This window comes from Castellaniella sp. (genome assembly GCF_036379515.1).
Lineage (GTDB): Bacteria > Pseudomonadota > Gammaproteobacteria > Burkholderiales > Burkholderiaceae_B > Castellaniella.
The window spans coordinates 70,825-87,029 of sequence record NZ_DASVGN010000021.1; the positions used below are offsets into that span (position 1 = coordinate 70,825).

18 protein-coding genes are annotated in these 16,205 nt (G+C 61.1%); 11 read left to right on the forward strand and 7 right to left on the reverse strand.

What is annotated here, in order from left to right; all coding sequences use genetic code 11:
* The first annotated feature begins 78 nt into the window (after positions 1-78).
* A complete protein-coding gene (locus VF285_RS06875; protein ID WP_346951875.1) occupies positions 79-990 on the forward strand; it encodes a cation diffusion facilitator family transporter in 912 nt (303 codons plus the stop codon).
* 62 nt (positions 991-1,052) lie between these two features.
* On the opposite strand, the gene VF285_RS06880 is transcribed toward VF285_RS06875, so the two are convergent.
* The 3 genes from VF285_RS06880 to cadR form a co-directional block, all read right to left on the reverse strand.
* The gene (locus VF285_RS06880; protein WP_346951876.1) at positions 1,053-2,318 is read right to left on the reverse strand and encodes a diaminopimelate decarboxylase; all 1,266 of its coding nucleotides are present in this window, start codon (positions 2,316-2,318) and stop codon (positions 1,053-1,055) included.
* Positions 2,319-2,350: 32 nt separating this feature from the next.
* Positions 2,351-3,577 (reverse strand): LL-diaminopimelate aminotransferase, encoded by a 1,227-nt coding sequence (locus VF285_RS06885; RefSeq protein WP_346951877.1) that lies wholly within the window; start codon positions 3,575-3,577, stop codon positions 2,351-2,353.
* A gap of 124 nt (positions 3,578-3,701) precedes the next feature.
* Positions 3,702-4,133, reverse strand: a complete 432-nt coding sequence (cadR, locus tag VF285_RS06890) for a Cd(II)/Pb(II)-responsive transcriptional regulator (RefSeq protein ID WP_346951878.1) — start codon at positions 4,131-4,133, stop codon at positions 3,702-3,704.
* Between the two features lie 123 nt (positions 4,134-4,256).
* Here cadR and VF285_RS06895 point away from each other — a divergent pair, with 123 nt between their 5' ends.
* Complete coding sequence (locus VF285_RS06895) at positions 4,257-6,206, forward strand: heavy metal translocating P-type ATPase (RefSeq protein ID WP_346951879.1); 1,950 nt, start codon at positions 4,257-4,259, stop codon at positions 6,204-6,206.
* 1 nt (position 6,207) lies between these two features.
* Here the strand turns inward: VF285_RS06895 and VF285_RS06900 are convergent, their stop codons facing one another.
* On the reverse strand, positions 6,208-6,441 hold the full coding sequence (locus VF285_RS06900) for a hypothetical protein (RefSeq protein ID WP_346951880.1): 234 nt from the start codon (positions 6,439-6,441) through the stop codon (positions 6,208-6,210).
* Positions 6,442-6,618: 177 nt separating this feature from the next.
* On the opposite strand from VF285_RS06900, the gene VF285_RS06905 reads away from it, so the two are divergent.
* The 8 genes from VF285_RS06905 to VF285_RS06940 all read left to right on the forward strand — a co-directional run bounded on the left by VF285_RS06905 (position 6,619) and on the right by VF285_RS06940 (position 13,756).
* Entirely contained in the window at positions 6,619-7,512 is an 894-nt protein-coding gene (locus tag VF285_RS06905) for an ion channel (protein WP_346951881.1), read from the forward strand.
* A gap of 114 nt (positions 7,513-7,626) precedes the next feature.
* A complete protein-coding gene (locus tag VF285_RS06910) occupies positions 7,627-8,106 on the forward strand; it encodes a tripartite tricarboxylate transporter TctB family protein (protein ID WP_346951882.1) in 480 nt (159 codons plus the stop codon).
* Between the two features lie 24 nt (positions 8,107-8,130).
* Positions 8,131-9,642, forward strand: coding sequence for a tripartite tricarboxylate transporter permease (locus VF285_RS06915; RefSeq protein ID WP_346951883.1), 1,512 nt, complete (start codon positions 8,131-8,133; stop codon positions 9,640-9,642).
* Between the two features lie 74 nt (positions 9,643-9,716).
* Complete coding sequence (locus tag VF285_RS06920; RefSeq protein ID WP_346951884.1) at positions 9,717-10,514, forward strand: dienelactone hydrolase family protein; 798 nt, start codon at positions 9,717-9,719, stop codon at positions 10,512-10,514.
* A gap of 43 nt (positions 10,515-10,557) precedes the next feature.
* Entirely contained in the window at positions 10,558-11,154 is a 597-nt protein-coding gene (locus VF285_RS06925; RefSeq protein WP_346951885.1) for an IMPACT family protein, read from the forward strand.
* Positions 11,155-11,358: 204 nt separating this feature from the next.
* The gene (locus tag VF285_RS06930; protein WP_346951886.1) at positions 11,359-11,949 is read left to right on the forward strand and encodes a TetR/AcrR family transcriptional regulator; all 591 of its coding nucleotides are present in this window, start codon (positions 11,359-11,361) and stop codon (positions 11,947-11,949) included.
* The gene (locus VF285_RS06935; protein ID WP_346951887.1) at positions 11,946-12,887 is read left to right on the forward strand and encodes a DMT family transporter; all 942 of its coding nucleotides are present in this window, start codon (positions 11,946-11,948) and stop codon (positions 12,885-12,887) included. Before VF285_RS06930 ends, VF285_RS06935 begins: the two co-directional genes overlap by 4 nt.
* A gap of 95 nt (positions 12,888-12,982) precedes the next feature.
* Complete coding sequence (locus VF285_RS06940) at positions 12,983-13,756, forward strand: class I SAM-dependent methyltransferase (RefSeq protein ID WP_346951888.1); 774 nt, start codon at positions 12,983-12,985, stop codon at positions 13,754-13,756.
* Between the two features lie 164 nt (positions 13,757-13,920).
* On the opposite strand, the gene VF285_RS06945 is transcribed toward VF285_RS06940, so the two are convergent.
* Genes VF285_RS06945 through VF285_RS06955 form a run of 3 tightly spaced genes read right to left on the reverse strand, consistent with a single transcriptional unit; the run spans position 13,921 to position 15,760 of the window.
* Positions 13,921-14,583, reverse strand: coding sequence for a DUF799 domain-containing protein (locus VF285_RS06945; protein WP_346951889.1), 663 nt, complete (start codon positions 14,581-14,583; stop codon positions 13,921-13,923).
* Positions 14,580-15,044 carry a DUF4810 domain-containing protein gene (locus tag VF285_RS06950; protein WP_346951890.1) on the reverse strand — a complete coding sequence of 155 codons (465 nt, stop codon included), beginning with the start codon at positions 15,042-15,044 and terminating at the stop codon, positions 14,580-14,582. The genes VF285_RS06945 and VF285_RS06950 overlap by 4 nt, the downstream gene beginning before the upstream one ends.
* 11 nt (positions 15,045-15,055) lie before the next feature.
* Positions 15,056-15,760 carry a CsgG/HfaB family protein gene (locus tag VF285_RS06955; RefSeq protein WP_346951891.1) on the reverse strand — a complete coding sequence of 235 codons (705 nt, stop codon included), beginning with the start codon at positions 15,758-15,760 and terminating at the stop codon, positions 15,056-15,058.
* 126 nt (positions 15,761-15,886) lie between these two features.
* On the opposite strand from VF285_RS06955, the gene VF285_RS06960 reads away from it, so the two are divergent.
* Positions 15,887-16,144, forward strand: a complete 258-nt coding sequence (locus VF285_RS06960) for a hypothetical protein (protein WP_346951892.1) — start codon at positions 15,887-15,889, stop codon at positions 16,142-16,144.
* Positions 16,145-16,205: the final 61 nt, after the last annotated feature.

Sequence of the window (16,205 nt, forward strand, 5' to 3'; positions counted from 1 at the left end):
GCGCTGCAAAACCTCTCTCACCGACAAGGTTTTGAGTGTACTGCACAGGCGGGTGACCTCAGCCCGTATACTGCGTGCATGCCCCCTGTCCATTCCCCCGTTCCTCCGGGCTTTCCATCGAGTGACTCCCCCGAGCGTCACGCGGCGGCCCAACGCAGCACCTGGGTCAGCGTCTGGGTCAACCTGCTGCTGACGGCCGCCCAGATGGTGATCGGCCTGTTCGCGCATTCACAGGCGCTGATCGCAGATGCCATACACTCCTTGTCGGATCTGATCTCCGACGCGGTGGTGCTGTTTGCCAACAAGCATAGCGGCAAGGCACCCGATGCGGATCACCCTTACGGTCATCTGCGGTTCGAAACCGCCGCCACGCTGGGCGTAGGAGCGCTGCTCCTGATCGTGGGCCTGGGCATGCTGTGGGGCAGCTTCCGACGTCTGGAAAACCCAAGCCTGATTCCTACCGTGCATCAGATCGCACTGTACATGGCGCTGCTGGCATTGGTCGCCAAAGAAGGCCTGTTTCGATACCTGTTATCCGTCGCACGCCGGGTGCGTTCCACCATGCTGGTGGCCAATGCCTGGCATGCGCGCTCAGACGCCGCTTCTTCTCTGGTCGTCGCCATCGGCATCGCCAGCAACCTGGCGGGCCTCAGGCTGGCCGACCCGTTGGCCGCCCTGGTGGTCGGGCTCATGGTCATGCGCATGGGCTGGAAATTTTCCTGGCAGGCCTTCAACGACCTCGTCGACCGCGCAGTGGACAGCGACACGGAACAGGCCATCCGCGAGCGCATCCTGGGCACTCCAGGGGTTCGGGGCATCCACGACCTGCGCACCCGCAAGATGGGTGACATGGTCTGGGTCGAAGTCGACATCGAAATGGATGGCCAGCTCACCATCGAGCAAGGCCACGCCATTGCCGTAGAAGCCCGCACGCGTGTCATGGCCGACCTGCCGGTACTGGATGTCATGACGCACTTCGACCCGGTGTAGTGCCCTGCGCGGCTGGGGCAAGTACCGAACAGGACAGGACACGCCACCAAACAGGCGCGGCCTTATCGCCGAGGCTGGAAAACCTCGGGCGCGAACGTCAGCGTTGCAAAATAATCATCCAGCGTCTGCGCGCGACGAATCAACTCCACCTGGCCGTTCTCGCGCAACAACAGTTCTTTGGGCCACAGCCGGCCGTTGTAATTGAAACCCATGGCCTGGCCGTGAGCGCCCGTGTCCTGGATGACCAGCAGATCGCCATCCGCGACCTTGGGCAGACTGCGCTGAATGGCGAATTTGTCGTTGTTCTCGCACAGAGACCCGACGACATCCACGACTTCGTCCTGCGTGCCGTGGGTCTTCCCCAGTACGTCGATATGGTGATAGGCGCCATACATACCGGGGCGCATCAGCGCCGACATGCTGGCGTCCACGCCCACATAGGTGCGATAGATGTCCTTGCGATTGATGGCGGTAGTCACCAGTACCCCGTGCGGCCCCGTCACGTAGCGCCCGCTTTCCATGTACACCTTGGGCTGGTAACCGTGGAGCTGTGAAAAACGTTGCAGGTGCAGCGCCGTGGCGTCGCCCAGCTTCTGCACATCAAAGGCTGAATCTTCCGGTCGATACGGAATGCCCAGCCCGCCACCGATATTGATGAATTCGAAGCGGATGGACAGCTCTTGACCGACCCAGGCGATGAGTTCGAGCAGCATCTCGACCGTCTGGATCATGTAGTCAGCATTGCGTTCGTTCGAAGCCAGCATCGTATGCAGACCAAAGCGCGTCACCCCCCGCGTCTGAACCGCCTGGAAAGCCTGCAGAATCTGCGCATGAGACACCCCATATTTGGCGTCTTCGGGGACTCCGATGATGCTGTTGCCAGTCCGGTTGGGACCGGGGTTATAGCGAAAGCACACCAGGTCGGGCAGCTGCGGCACCTTGTCGATCAGACTGATATCGTCCAGATTGAGGATGCAGCCGCCTTCGGCCAAGGCGGCCGAGAACTCGTCGGCCGCCGTGTTGTTCGAGGTGAACATGATGTCTTCACCCTGCCCCCCCACCTGACGAGCCAGCACCAGCTCGGCCACCGAACTGCAATCGAAGCCAAAACCCATGTCACGCATGATGCGCAAAATGGCTGGATTGGGCAGTGCCTTGACGGCGTAGTACTCGCGAAATCCAGGCACGTCGGCAAACGCCTGTTTCAGCAAGGCACCAGTCTGACGAATGCCTGCCTCGTCATAGACGTGAAACGGTGTACCGAAATGAGCCGCCAGATCAGGCAACAACGGAAAAAGGCGCTCGCGAAAACCGGCGGACATGGGCATGAAAAATCCTCGATGGGCAAAGAATGCAGGACTCAGGCCTGCAGGACATCGGCAATGCGCTGCATGGCCTTCTGGATGTTCTCGAAGCTGTTGAATGCACTGATGCGAATATGGTGCTCACCGCACCGCCCAAACCCGGCGCCTGGCGTGCATACCACGCCCGCCTCGTTCAGGAGGTAATCAAAGAAAGCCCATGAATCTCGATCAGACTGCACCCAGATGTAGGGGGAATTGTCACCCCCTACGCAGGCCAGGCCCATGCGCTGGAGGGCCTCGCGGACATACGCGGCATTCCTCAGGTAGTAATCGATGAGCGTGCGCACCTCGCGCTGTCCCTCAGCGCTGTAGACCGCCTCGGCAGCGCGTTGCACGGGGTATGACACCCCGTTGAACTTCGTCGTGTGGCGACGGGTCCAGAGGTCACGCACCGACACGGGCGCACCCGCAGCGGTATAAGCCATGCAGCGCTTGGGCACCACCGCGTAGGCGCAGCGCACGCCCGTGAAGCCTGCCGTCTTGGAGAAGCTGCGAAATTCGATGGCGACATCCTGCGCGCCCGGGATCTCGTAGATGGAATGCACCAGGCTGTCGTCGCGAATGAAGGCCTCGTAGGCGGCGTCAAACAGGATCAGGGCACGGTTTTCTCGGGCGTAGTCTACCCACGCCTGAAGCTGCTCACGGCTGAGCGTCGCACCCGTCGGATTATTGGGCGAACACAGATAAATCAGATCGACAGGGCCATCAGGCAACTGCGGCGCATAGCCGTTCTCGGGCGTGCAATCCAGATAAGTGAGCCCCGGATAACGTCCGTCCCTGGCCTCGCCAGTACGACCCGCCATCACGTTGGTATCCACGTAAACGGGGTAGACGGGATCGGAGATCGCCACGCGAATATCACTGGCAAACAACTCTTGGATATTGCCCACGTCGCATTTGGCGCCGTCGCTCACAAAGATTTCATCGGGCTGGATGTCGGCACCGCGAGCTGCGAAATCGCCTTTGGCGATGGCCTCACGCAGGAAGGCGTAGCCCTGCTCCGGGCCATAGCCGCGAAACGTGCGGGCATCGGCCAGTTCATCGACCGCCTTATGAAACGCCGTGATGCACGCATTGGGCAAAGGTTGAGTGACATCGCCAATCCCCAGCCAGACCAGCTCGCGCTCGGGGTGCGCCGCCTGAAACTCGCGCACGCGCTTGTTGATGTTGGCAAACAGATAGCTGGCCTGCAGCTTGTGATAGTGCTCATTGATCTTGATCATGGGAGTACCGAGTCGTCAACGGAGTCATGAAAGTGCCAGGAGCCGACACGCAGCCCCCGCGTCGTCCTTGCGGAACTGCGCAACGATACTGCGATTTTTGGCTTTGCGTGCAGCCGCCGCACCCTCAACCCAAATGAGAGGCGTGTACCGGCGTCGCCACCGTCTCCATATGAGACAAGCCACGCACGATGCCGCACGTATCGACGGGCTGTTCAATCCGGCATTGATCGCGTAAGCGCAGCAGCTCGCCTCGCAGGTCGCGGAGCTCGCGCAAGCGCACGTCTACGTGCGCGATGTGTTCGTCCAGCAGATGGTTGATGGTGCCGCAATCCTGTGCCGGATTGTCCACCATCGCCAACAAGGCACGGATCTCATCGTGGGTCATATCCAGATTGCGGCAATTGCGAATGAACCGCAGCCTGTCCTGATGTGCCTGACCATACTGGCGATAGTTGCCTTCGGTACGGGCCGGCTCAGGCAGAAGCCCCGCCTTTTCGTAAAAGCGGATCGTCTCGACGGAACACCGGGCCGCACGGGCCAATTCACCGATTTTCATCACAAACCTCAGAGGGAATGATTGGGTTTCGTCCCACAGTCGTCCCCACAGTTGATCCGCAGTTGACCCTATAGTGACTTCAGGGTGTGTACTCCATCATAAGACGCATTCCGGAAACCTGCCATGTCGACCGAAACTCATTCCGCGTGTTGTACTTCCTGCTGCAGCACAGAGCATGCCCACGGCGAAGTACACGAACACGCCCATGCAGCACCCATGGGCTGGCCCGTACTGGCGCTGTCAGCTGCGGCCGCTGTCGTGGCCGAAATCGCACACTGGCTGGGCGCCCCCTGGTTCGTGCCGGCCGCACTGGCCATCGCGGCCGTCATGGCTTGCGGCCTGGGCACCTACCGCGAAGGCTGGGTCGCCATCCGCCACGGGCGGCTCGAAATCAACGCACTCATGAGCATTGCCGTCACCGGCGCGCTGATTCTCGGGCAGTGGGCCGAGGGCGCCATGGTGATGGTGCTGTACACGCTGGCAGAACGCATCGAAGAACACTCTCTGGACCGTGCACGTCACGCCGTCGAAAGCCTGATGAAGCTCGCACCCGACCAGGCGCGCGTCCGGCAGGCCGACGGCCAATGGGCTGAAATCGCCGCTGGCGCGGTATCGGTCGGGGCCATCGTGCAGGTCCGCCCCGGTGAGCGCATCGCACTCGATGGTGTCGTATCGTCCGGCACCTCAACCGTAGACCAATCTCCCATTACCGGAGAAAGCTTGCCGGTAGACAAGGCGCAAGGCGATCCCGTCTACGCTGGAACCATCAACACGACAGGGACCCTGGATTACCAGGTCTCTTCGGCGGCAAGTCGATCGACCTTGGCTCGCATCATCCAGTCGATTGAAACCGCACAGACCTCTCGCGCCCCCACGCAACGACTGGTGGACCAGTTTGCCCGCGTGTACACACCTCTGGTCGTGGCGCTGGCCGTGCTCATCGCCGTGGTGCCGCCACTCGCCGGATTGGGCGGCTGGCAAGAATGGATCTACAAGGCGCTGGTGCTTCTCGTGATTGCCTGCCCCTGCGCCTTGGTTATCTCTACGCCTGTCTCCATCGTCAGCGGGCTGGCCGCTGCCGCCCGCCACGGCATTCTCATCAAGGGGGGCATCCACCTCGAGCAAGGCCACAAGCTGCGCTGGCTGGCACTGGACAAAACCGGAACCATCACGCGCGGCCAACCGACGCTCACAGAGGGCGAACCGTTGGGCACGTTGGATGCCGGCCGCTGCGCGGAGCTTGCCAACACTCTGGCAGCGACCTCAAGCCACCCGGTCTCGCAAGCCATCGTGCAAGGCCTGGCCTTGCCGCCAGTGACCATTTCTCCCACTCAATTCGAGGCACTGGCCGGCCGAGGGGTCCAGGGAGGAATCGAAGGCCAGACATATCTACTAGGCAACCACCGGTTGATTCACGAGCGCGGGCTGTGTTCGCCAGAACTGGAAGCCAAGCTGGCTCGCCTCGAGGAACAGGGCCGCACCGTCGTTCTGCTATCGGACACTCGGACCGTCCTCGCGCTGTACGCCGTGGCCGATGCCGTCAAACCGGAGAGCGCCGAAGCAATCCGCGAATTACGCGACCTGGGCGTCCAGGTCGCCATGCTCTCGGGCGACAACCCCCATACGGTGGCCGCAATCGCCGAACAAGTCGGCATCACCCGGGCCGAGGGGAACTTGCTGCCAGACGATAAGCTGCAGGCCGTGCGACGCCTGGCTGAAACCGGGGCGACCGTGGGCATGGTGGGCGACGGCATCAACGACGCTCCAGCACTGGCACGCGCCAATATAGGCTTCGCCATGGGTGCCATGGGAACGGATGCCGCGATAGAAACGGCCGACGTGGCCCTCATGGACGACGATCTGCGCAAGATCCCGTGGTTCATCCGCCTGTCGCGGGCCACCCGCCGGGTCCTGATTCAGAACATTGCCATCGCGCTAGGGCTCAAGCTTGCGATCCTGGCCCTGACCCTGGCCGGCCTGGGCACGCTGTGGCTGGCTGTCTTTGCCGACATGGGCGCAAGCCTGCTGGTCGTAGGCAACAGCCTGCGGCTGTTGCGCCCTTCCCGCAACTGACTTACCAGCGACGGCCGTGATGCCAGCCACGGCCATAACCGCGCCCGCCCCACCAGCCAAAATTCAGATAGACGGGTGGGCCCACATAGACTGGCGCAGGCGCCGCATAGACGACGCCATCGCTGTCATAGTAGGCCGGTGGCGCAGGCGCATACACGGCACAGCCCGCCAGAGCGGACACAGCGGCCAGCGACACGATGATCTGGCCGAGACGACGCAGAAGAAATGTTTTCATGATACGTATTAGAACCTGCTCGCAGGCTCACGTTCAGATGTTTTTCCGACCGTTACTTTGTCTTCAGAATTCTCCACGCTTGCGCCACATTCGCCGCCTATCGTGATACCCAACGCGACATCGGTATCAGCAGCCGGTCGTGGCACGGGAAGGGAAGGCCCCACAGCAGAGACGGACATGACAGGGATATCTTCGGCAAGCATCCAGGCGTTTCGCCAGCGCACCTTCCACTTCGGCCAGCGCCAGTTCATCATCAAGGGGCTTGCCAACCGGCGATTCTGGAACGACCTCTACCACCACGCGATATCCGCCTCCTGGCCCACCTTCTTCATTAGTGCAGGCCTTCTGTTCCTGCTGCTCAACCTATGCTTTGGCACCCTCTACTGGGTGGATGGCAGCGCCATCACCAAGCTGACGTCCCACAGTTTCTCCGACGCCTTTTTCTTCAGCGTCGAGACGCTGGCCACGGTAGGCTACGGCGAAATGCATCCACAGACCCTCTACGGACACATCGTGTCTGCCGTCGAGATGTTCTCTGGCATCAGTTCGGTGGCTCTGCTCACGGGCCTGACCTTCGCGCGCTTTTCCAGACCCCGCGCTCGGTTCCTTTTCGCGCAGCACGCCGTCGTGCACCCGGTCAACGGCGTGCCGACACTGGTCATGCGAGTGGCCAACGAACGCCAGGACGTGATTCTCAAGGCGACAGCCAGGCTCTTCCTGATGCGCATGGATACCTCAACCGAAGGGGTCAAGGTCTACCGTGCCATCGCGCTCAAGCTGGTGTCTGACATCCATCCCGAGCTATCTCTTGGCTGGAGCGTGATGCATGTCATCGACGAACAAAGCCCGCTGCACGACATGAGTTCCGAAGCGCTGACCGCCATCGACTCGTCGCTTATTCTGATCATCGAAGGGGTGGATGAAGCGACGTCACAGCCCATGCTGGCGCGCCATCGCTGGCAGCCCGAAGAAATCCGCTGGAACCAGCAATATCGCAACATGGTCCACCTCGGGGAGGACGGCGCGGAGATCATCGACTTCACCGCCTTTCACGATTCCTCACCTCTATAGGGCCTGGCAGATTCGGAAGGATTCAAGAGGGGCTGGTAACATCCGTTCAGAAAGAAACTGAAAACGACCTGAACTTCTGCAGCACAGTCCAGGCCGCACCGGACTGAACAGCCCATGCACATCAAGAGCCAGAAGGATTTTTACGCCGGCGCCATCTTCGTGGTGCTGGGCGCCCTATTCGGGTGGGGCGCCCTCAGCTACCGCATGGGGACCAGTGCCCACATGGGCCCGGGTTACTTCCCCCTGCTATGCAGCGTTCTGCTCGCCGCCATCGGCGCAGTTCTGTGCATTCGCGCGCTTTCGATCGCCGCGCCAGACGGCGGACGCACCAAGCCCTGGGCCTTTCGGGCCGTCATTTTCGTCACGCTGGCCAACGCGCTGTTTGGCCTGGCCATTTCGGGCTGGCCCGCCCTGCACATTCCGCCGCTGGGCTTCATCATCGCGACCCTGCTCATCATTGCCGTGGCCACCTTGGCAAGCCCGGAATCCCGCCGACGAGAAACGCTGATCCTCGCCGTCGTGCTGTCGGCCGCCAGCTGGCTGGTCTTCGTATTCGCGCTGAAGATGCAGTTTTCTGCTCTGCCCAGCCTCTAGCCCCACCGGACAGGACTCCCACCCATGGAAGTATTCGAACATCTGGCGCTGGGCTTCAGCGTAGCGCTCACGCTGCAGAATCTGGCCTATGCCTTCATCGGTTGCCTGCTGGGCACGCTGATCGGTATTCTGCCTGGCCTGGGGCCCACAGCCACCATTGCGATCCTGCTCCCCAGCACCTTTGCCCTGGACCCCACGACCGCCCTCATCATGCTGGCCGGCATCTACTACGGCGCGGCCTACGGCGGGTCGACGACCTCGATCCTGGTCAACCTGCCCGGCGAGATCTCATCGGTCGTCACAGTGCTGGATGGCTACCAGATGGCCCGCAAGGGCCGCGCAGGGCCGGCCCTGTCGGCCGCCGCCATCGGCTCGTTCGTCGCGGGATGCTTCGGCACCGTCGTCATCGCCGCCTTTGCCGTACCGCTGACCGAACTTGCCTTCAAGTTCGGCCCTGCAGAGTATTTTTCGCTCATCATGCTGGGCCTGATCGGCTCCATCATCCTGGCATCCGGATCGGTGCTCAAGGCCTTGGGCATGATCGTGCTGGGGCTACTGCTGGGCATGATGGGAACCGACGTCAATTCAGGCATGCAACGCTACAGCTTCGGCATCAGTGAGCTATCCAACGGCATCGACTTCGTGGTCATCGCCATGGGACTGTTCGGCTATGGCGAGATCATGGCCAACCTGTCGCAAAACGACCAGAAACGCGAAATCTTCAAGGTGAAGCTCTCCAGCCTTTACCCATCCCGCAAAGACTGGAAGCTCATGACCCCCGCGATCTTTCGGGGGACGCTCATCGGCTCGCTGCTGGGCATCCTACCGGGGGGCGGCGCCGTGCTGTCGTCGTTTGCTTCGTATACGACTGAAAAGAAAATCAAGATGAAGCCCGGCGAGGTCCCCTTCGGCGAAGGCAACATTCGAGGCGTCGCCGGGCCCGAATCGGCCAATAATTCCGGATCGCAAACCGCCTTCATCCCCTTGCTGACGCTGGGCCTGCCGCCCAACAGTGTGATGGCGCTGATGGTGGGCGCCATGATCATCCACAACATCCAGCCGGGGCCTCAGGTCATGACCTCGAATCCTGACCTGTTCTGGGGGCTGATCGCCTCGATGTGGATCGGCAACGCCATCCTGATCGTCCTGAATCTGCCGCTGATCGGCGCCTGGGTGCGCCTGCTGACCCTGCCCTATCGCTGGCTGTTTCCCGCCATCGTGCTGTTCTGCGCCATTGGTGCCTATTCACTCAGCAACAGCACCTGGGACATCTGGATGCTGGGCTGGTTCGGCGTCATCGGCTACGTTTTCAACCGTCTGGAAATGGAAGCCGCACCGCTGCTGCTGGCGCTGATCCTTGGCCCCATGATGGAAGAGAACCTGCGCCGCGCCCTGCTGCTGTCGCGCGGCGACTGGAGCGTTTTCGTATCGCGCCCTATCTCGGCTGGTCTGCTGGTCGCAGCCGCCGGGCTGCTGCTGATGGTGGTCCTTCCGGCAATCCGCAAACGCCGGCAAAATGCGTTTGTGGAGGAATAGGACAGGGCAGCAGTCTGCTTGCAGAAGGCCGGACGCGGATCTAGGCTATTGAAAAACCTTCTGGAAGGCTTGTCATGCGATTCGTCCGCGCCCTGCTGGTCCTGCTCGCCGTACTGATCGCAGCGCCGGCCTCTGCACACATGATTCAAGAACCTGTAACCTGGACTTTGAACGGCACCCATTTCAAGGGTGTTCTGGTCTATGACAATGCCTCGCAGGCCAAGCGCCCGGGGCTGGTGATGGTGCCCAACTGGACAGGCGTGAACGATCTCGCCATTGCCAAGGCCGAACGCATCGCCGGCAAGGATTACGTCATCCTGCTGGCCGACATGTATGGCGAGCACGTGCGCCCGACGAACACCGCCGAGGCACAAGCAGCGGTCAAGCCGCTGTATGCTGACCGGCCCCTGATGCGGGCCCGCATTGCTGCCGCGTACGCGCAGCTCAAGGGACAGGCAGCGCAGGCGCCCATCGATCCCGCACGGCTGGCTGCGATCGGCTTCTGCTTTGGCGGCGCGGTGGTGCTGGATCTGGCCCGCAGCGGGTCGGACGTCAAGGCCGTGGTGTCCTTCCACGGTGATCTGAGCACCGACGACCCGGCGCTTGCGCGCAACATCAAGGCGCGGGTACTGGCAATCAATGGGGCCGACGATACCGCCACCATGCCGGACGCACCCAAGTTTACCGAAGAAATGCACCAGGATCCGGCCGACTGGCAGTTCGTGGAAATCGGTCACGCCGTGCACTGTTTCACCGAGACCGAGGCCACCGCCAAGACGGGCAATTGCCGCTTTGACGCCAAGGCTGCGGCCCGCTCGTACCGGATGATGCACGACTGGCTCAATGAGACCTTTGGCACATTGAATCACTGACGGGACGCTTCCTTACAATGGTGATTTTCAGCTGGCATCCCCTGTGGCGCAGAGCATCACGTCCGCAGTTCATAGCGAACTGATCATCAAGAAAAGCCGCTTCCTGGGCTGCGTTCAACCGATCGCCGACCGCGCTGCGGCACAAGTGGTCGTGGCATCACTGCGGGTGGCGCATCCCGCGGCGACCCACGTCTGTTGGGCATTGCTTGCGGGCGGACAGTCCGCAGCCGTCGACGATGGGGAGCCTTCAGGCACGGCGGGGCGACCCATGCTGGAAGTCCTGCGTCATCAAGACCTGGAAGGCGTGCTCGCAACCGTCGTGCGCCATTTCGGCGGCATCAAGCTGGGTGCCGGCGGGCTGGTCCGAGCGTATACGGACTGCGTGGCGCAAGCCCTCAAGAACGCAACCAAGATTCCTCTGGTGCGCATGACAGCCCTGCGCTGTTCGGCGTCATATGCACTTGAGGGAACGGTCCGCCGCGAGATCGATGCTGCCGGAGGCCTGTTGCAGCAGGTGCAGCATGGTGAGCACGTGGTGTTCGTGTTTACGCTGGCCGAAGACGCGGCCGCCGCATTGACGGCGCGACTGGGCGAAATCGGCCGCGGCCAGGTCATCTGGCTTGACGCGACGGCTGGGTGAAACGCGAGCCTCATGCATCGAACGGCCGCACACGCAAGGTAGAAGTCGTGCGCGTTTCGGCGGCTTCGAGCGCCGCCGCTTACGCTTGGGGATGCTGACCTTGATGTTGCTGCGATTTGCTTTAGTGGATGGTGCATCCCCGGTGACCCCGCACGATGCGAAAAGTAGGTAGAATGACCTACCTACAAAACACAGGAAAGCCAGATGGCCCCGACCGAGCTCAACAGGAAAGAGAGCGCCCACGATCGGCTGCTGAATGCTGCCGCCATCCTGTTCTACAACGATGGCATTGCGGCCACTGGTATTGATGCCATCGTCAAAAAGGCGGGCGTCGCCAAGAAAAGCCTCTATAACAACTTCACCTCCAAGGCCGAGCTGGTCTCGGAATACCTGCAAACCCGGCACGCTGAATGGCTGTCGCTCTACGAGGCCCGCGTGCGCCAGGCGAAGGGGCCGGCCGAGCGGGTCTTGTCGGTGTTCGAGGCGTACGCCGACCACGCCGAACATGCCCATGAGCGCGGGTTTCGCGGCTGCGGGTTGCTAAACGCAGCGGCCGAGCTACCCGTTGGGGACTCCGGCCGCGAAGCGGTGCGCACTCACAAAGAAGAAGTCGAAGCCCTCCTGAACAAGCACCTGACCGAGTTGATGCCGGGCGAGGTGGAACGCACCGAACAGCTCGCCCAGCATCTGGCGTTCCTGCTGGAGGGCGCTGTGGTCCGCGCCGGCCTCGAAGGCAATGCAGATTGCGTCATCCGGGCCAAGCACATCGCCGCCTCAATGCTGGAGGCGGCATGACAGCCTCACCCAAAGAGCATCTGCTCGGAGTTGCCAGCGTCGTGGTGGCCTCGGTAATCTGGGGCACGACCGGCGTTTCCGCCACATTCGCCCCCGGAGTCAGCTCAGCCGCGATTGGTGCGGCTGCCATGGGCGTGGGCGGCCTGCTCCAGGCATCCATTGCCATCAGAGCGATTGCCCGCAATGCGGCTGCGCTGCACCTGCAATGGCGCTGGCTCCTGTTGGGCGCACTGGCCGTCGCCATTTACCCGCTGGCGTTCTACGGTTCGATGCGCCTGGCCGGCGTGACAGTCGGCACAGTGATTTCCATCGGCTCCGCACCCCTGCTATCGGCTGTGATCGAAATGGTCATGGATGGCCTGCGCGTCACGGCCCGATGGACCATTGGGGCCGGCCTCGGATTGATCGGCATGGCCTTGCTCTGCATCGCAGAAAGCAGCATCCACAGCGCGGCCTCTGCTGCACCATCAATCATCGTTGGCGTGGCGCTGGGCCTGCTTGCAGGCTTCACCTACGCGCTGTATTCCTGGGCGGCTCGTCGCCTGATGCAGCGCCATATCCCATCGCGAGCAGCAATGGGCGCGATCTTCGGCATCGGCGGCCTGCTGCTGATGCCGGTCCTGTTTGCAACGGGCGCACCATTCCTGGCCTCGTGGACCAACGCCGCTGTGGGCATCTACATGGCCTCGGTGCCAATGTTCCTGGGCTACGTCTGCTTTGGCTATGGACTGGCCCGCATCGCTGCCAGCACCGCCACCACGATCACTCTTCTGGAGCCAGTCGTCGCGGCTGTGCTCGCCGCCGTCATCGTAGGCGAACGGCTCCCTCCACTGGGATGGACGGGTGTCGCACTCATCTTCGCGTGCCTGGTGTGCATCACATTGCCCGTGCGGACGCGTAGCCGAACACCCCCCGCGCCTTCGACAACCCCCGCCTAGAGGTACTTTTAATACTAGGATGATCAGACAACTTGTACCAGGATAGCTGCAGACTTATTGTGTGAGTCCCATCGATCCTTCAGGAAGGACCCGCAATGGAAGCGAAATCACATCAGCAGAAAATCCAGACGCAGTTCGACCCTCAGGCCGAAGCCTATCTGCATAGCCGGGTGCATTCCTCGGGCCCTGACCTGCTGCGTGCACAAGAAATCATCCAGGAGCTCCCCGGCCATGCCGAAAAACAACTACTGGACGTCGGCTGCGGCGCCGGGCACCTGAGTTTTGCGTTGGCCCCGTGGGTGAAGCACGTAACGGCTACCGACCCTCTGCCTGGCATGCTGGACACCGTGAAGAAGGCCGCTGCAGACCGGGCGCTGCGCAACGTCAACACGAGCATGGCAGTGGCCGAGCGACTGCCCTTCAAGACAGCTCAGTTCGACATCGTCGCAACTCGCTACAGCGCGCACCACTGGGAAAACCTGCCCGCCGCGCTTATCGAGATGCGTCGTGTGCTGAAGCCGGGTGGGCTCATCCTGATTATCGACCTCCAAGGAGACGAAAACCCTCTGGTGGACACCCACCTGCAGACCATGGAACTGCTGCGGGACCCATCTCACCTCCGTGATCGCTCCCCCTCCGAATGGGCGCGGCTACTGGCGGCCGCTGGTTTCGCGGGCATCGCACACGAATCCTGGCCCACTCGGCTGGAGTTCCAGCCGTGGGTGACAAGGATGCGCACCCCGCCAAAGCAGGTCGAAGTCATCCGCATCCTGCAATGCGAGGCACCGGAAGAAGTGCAATCAGCCTTGAAATTCGAAGAGGATGGGTCGTTTACCGCCACGACCGGCCTCTGGTGGGGGCGTGGTTAGGCTTTGGAACACACTACCATGAGGTCAAAGGCGGCAAGACCGTGATTCTGCTGCGCCCGGTGAGCACATCGATGGAATGGTATCGGTCTCCAAGCATGCGCCGTTAAGTGCCGCCCGCATGGCGGGCGGCATGCTCGGATCCTGGGGTATCCAGAATCCTTTCGCTATTGCGACTGATATTTGGGCGAACGAGGCCCGTAAAGCAGGCCGTTGGGTTGCCCAGCCGAGAGCAACAGAGTGTTTGCACCACCGGCGATTCGGAAGCTTCGGTCCGAAAGCGTGTTCGCGATCTGGCTTACGACAGCGCTGACAAGCATGCCAATGATTCCTCCACCGCCGCTATTGCTGCTCTCTGCCAGTTCCTTGCGTCCCGACCAAAGCTGCGCCCCTGATCGCAAGTCCACCAAGGTAGCATCGATTGCTACCTTTGCCGTGCTGGCGAAGACCGCGTAGCTGGACCCATAACTCGTGACAGTCATGTAAAGAGCCGCATCCGCCCCGAAGATATCGCGGAGTTTCTTCGCCGGGACATTCTGAATATCAGCTGGTGTGGTGAGCCCGTTCTGATGGAAGGTTTCGGCCATGACGGCTGCCGGAATCACGTAATAGCCGGATTCGGCTAGCGGATAGGTCGCCTGTGCAAGTACCGCGTTTGACGCTTGAACCTCAAGCGTTTCATTGAGCGGCGGCAAAACCAGGATGGAAGCGGGATGGCTTTCGCGAAATGCCGTGTAATCCACCTGCTGCTGGTTGGCAGCGCAGCCAACCAGCGCCAGAGTCGTCACCAAGGCAGTAGCGTGCATGAAGCGACATACGAGTGCTTTCATGATGACTCCTTTGTATTGGCTTGAGGCTTGCCGATGGGTGCCAAGGTGTGGGCAGGTTCTCGTGTGAGCGACGATTGTGGATCGTGTCCTTGATCCGTATCGGCTCCCTTACGTTTCAGCAGAAAATCCATGTATGTCGTGGCCTCAGGGAATTCTGTCTTCTCCTTCTGGAGCTGCTCGACTGCGTCGGAACTCTTCCCCGATTGCAAATACAGCATCCCCAGTTGTGCATGGAAGCCTGGCGGCAGAGGCTTATTCGCAGCGCGGGCAGTCTCTATGTTTTTCTCCATGGATTGGATCTGTTCGGATGGATCGCCATCCGCCTGCAGATAGGAATAGACAGCCGGCTGGTAACTGTCCCAGCTATACATCTGTGGCTGGTGAGCACACGCGCCTAGTGCGAGGCTCGTCGCCACCGTGGCCACAGCACGGACATGGCGAAGTAGCAGAGTTGCTTTCATCGATAACTTCCTCAGTTCGCTTGTGGTTGCCAGGCACCGCTTTGGATACCCTCAACCAACCGATTGACGGCCTCGCGAATGGCCAGATCCAGAACTTTCCCGTTCAACGTCGAGTCGTAGCCTGCGGAGCCGCCAAAGCCGATGATTTCGCGGTTCGACAAGCTGTACTCGCCCGCGCCTGAAGTCGAGTAGACAACCTCGGACGTTGAAGCATCGACCACATTGAGGTCGACTTTGGCGTAAGCAACCTGTTTTTTCCCACGACCCAGGATGCCGAAAAGCTGATGGTCCCCCGTGACCTTGCGTCCGAACGCGGTCACATCACCGGTTACGACGTAACGCGCACCCTGGATTTGCGCATTTTTCTTGTTGAACTGAGCCTCTTGCCCGATGGCGGAAAGATTCTCCCTGTCTAGAACGCGGAAACGGCCCGTACGCTGCAGGTCACTAACCAGAATGGTCTTTGCCTGATTCCCCAGACGATCAACTCCGTCCGAAAAGACTCCACGCAGGAAATCGCTGCGATTGTCGAATTTTCCAACCGAGATGGGGCTGCGCACTCCCTGGTATGCAGTCCCCGCCGAGGCGACGGTCGGAACTTGTAGCGCCTGAGACTGCTCTGTTGCGCAACCTGCTAGCGCAGTTACCAGAACACAGGCACAGGTGGCAGTTACAATCCGGGGTACTGATCGATGGGTCTTCGTCGAGCGTCGCATAGGTGATTTTCTTTAAGTTAAAAGACAGATTTTCTGCATAGTGAAACAAAATAGTACCAAATGTACTGAAAATCTGCCATTTCGTAAGCGGCGTTCTGGAATTCCGGGGGATTCACGACTCTGAAGGTGGGGGCAAGCTGGGAGCTCACGATCCTGCAGCGCCAACTCTGCGCATGGCACCGGCAAACGATAGGCCGGCTGGTGTTTGGCGGCTACGAGGTGAGCCGGAGGCTATTGAGTCTGATGCGCCGCCAACACTGGAAGCCAGCCGTCCTGCGGAAAGAACGGCTGCATCGGTACGTGGCACTGATCGGTCAGTTCGAGCAAAGTCCGACCAAGGTGCTGGCCTATGGCTTCAGGAATTTCGAGAATTACCGCCTGTGAGTCTTGGCGCAATGCGATTGGAACGGTGTGATCAACCGTGTTTGATGAGTGCCCATCCCCC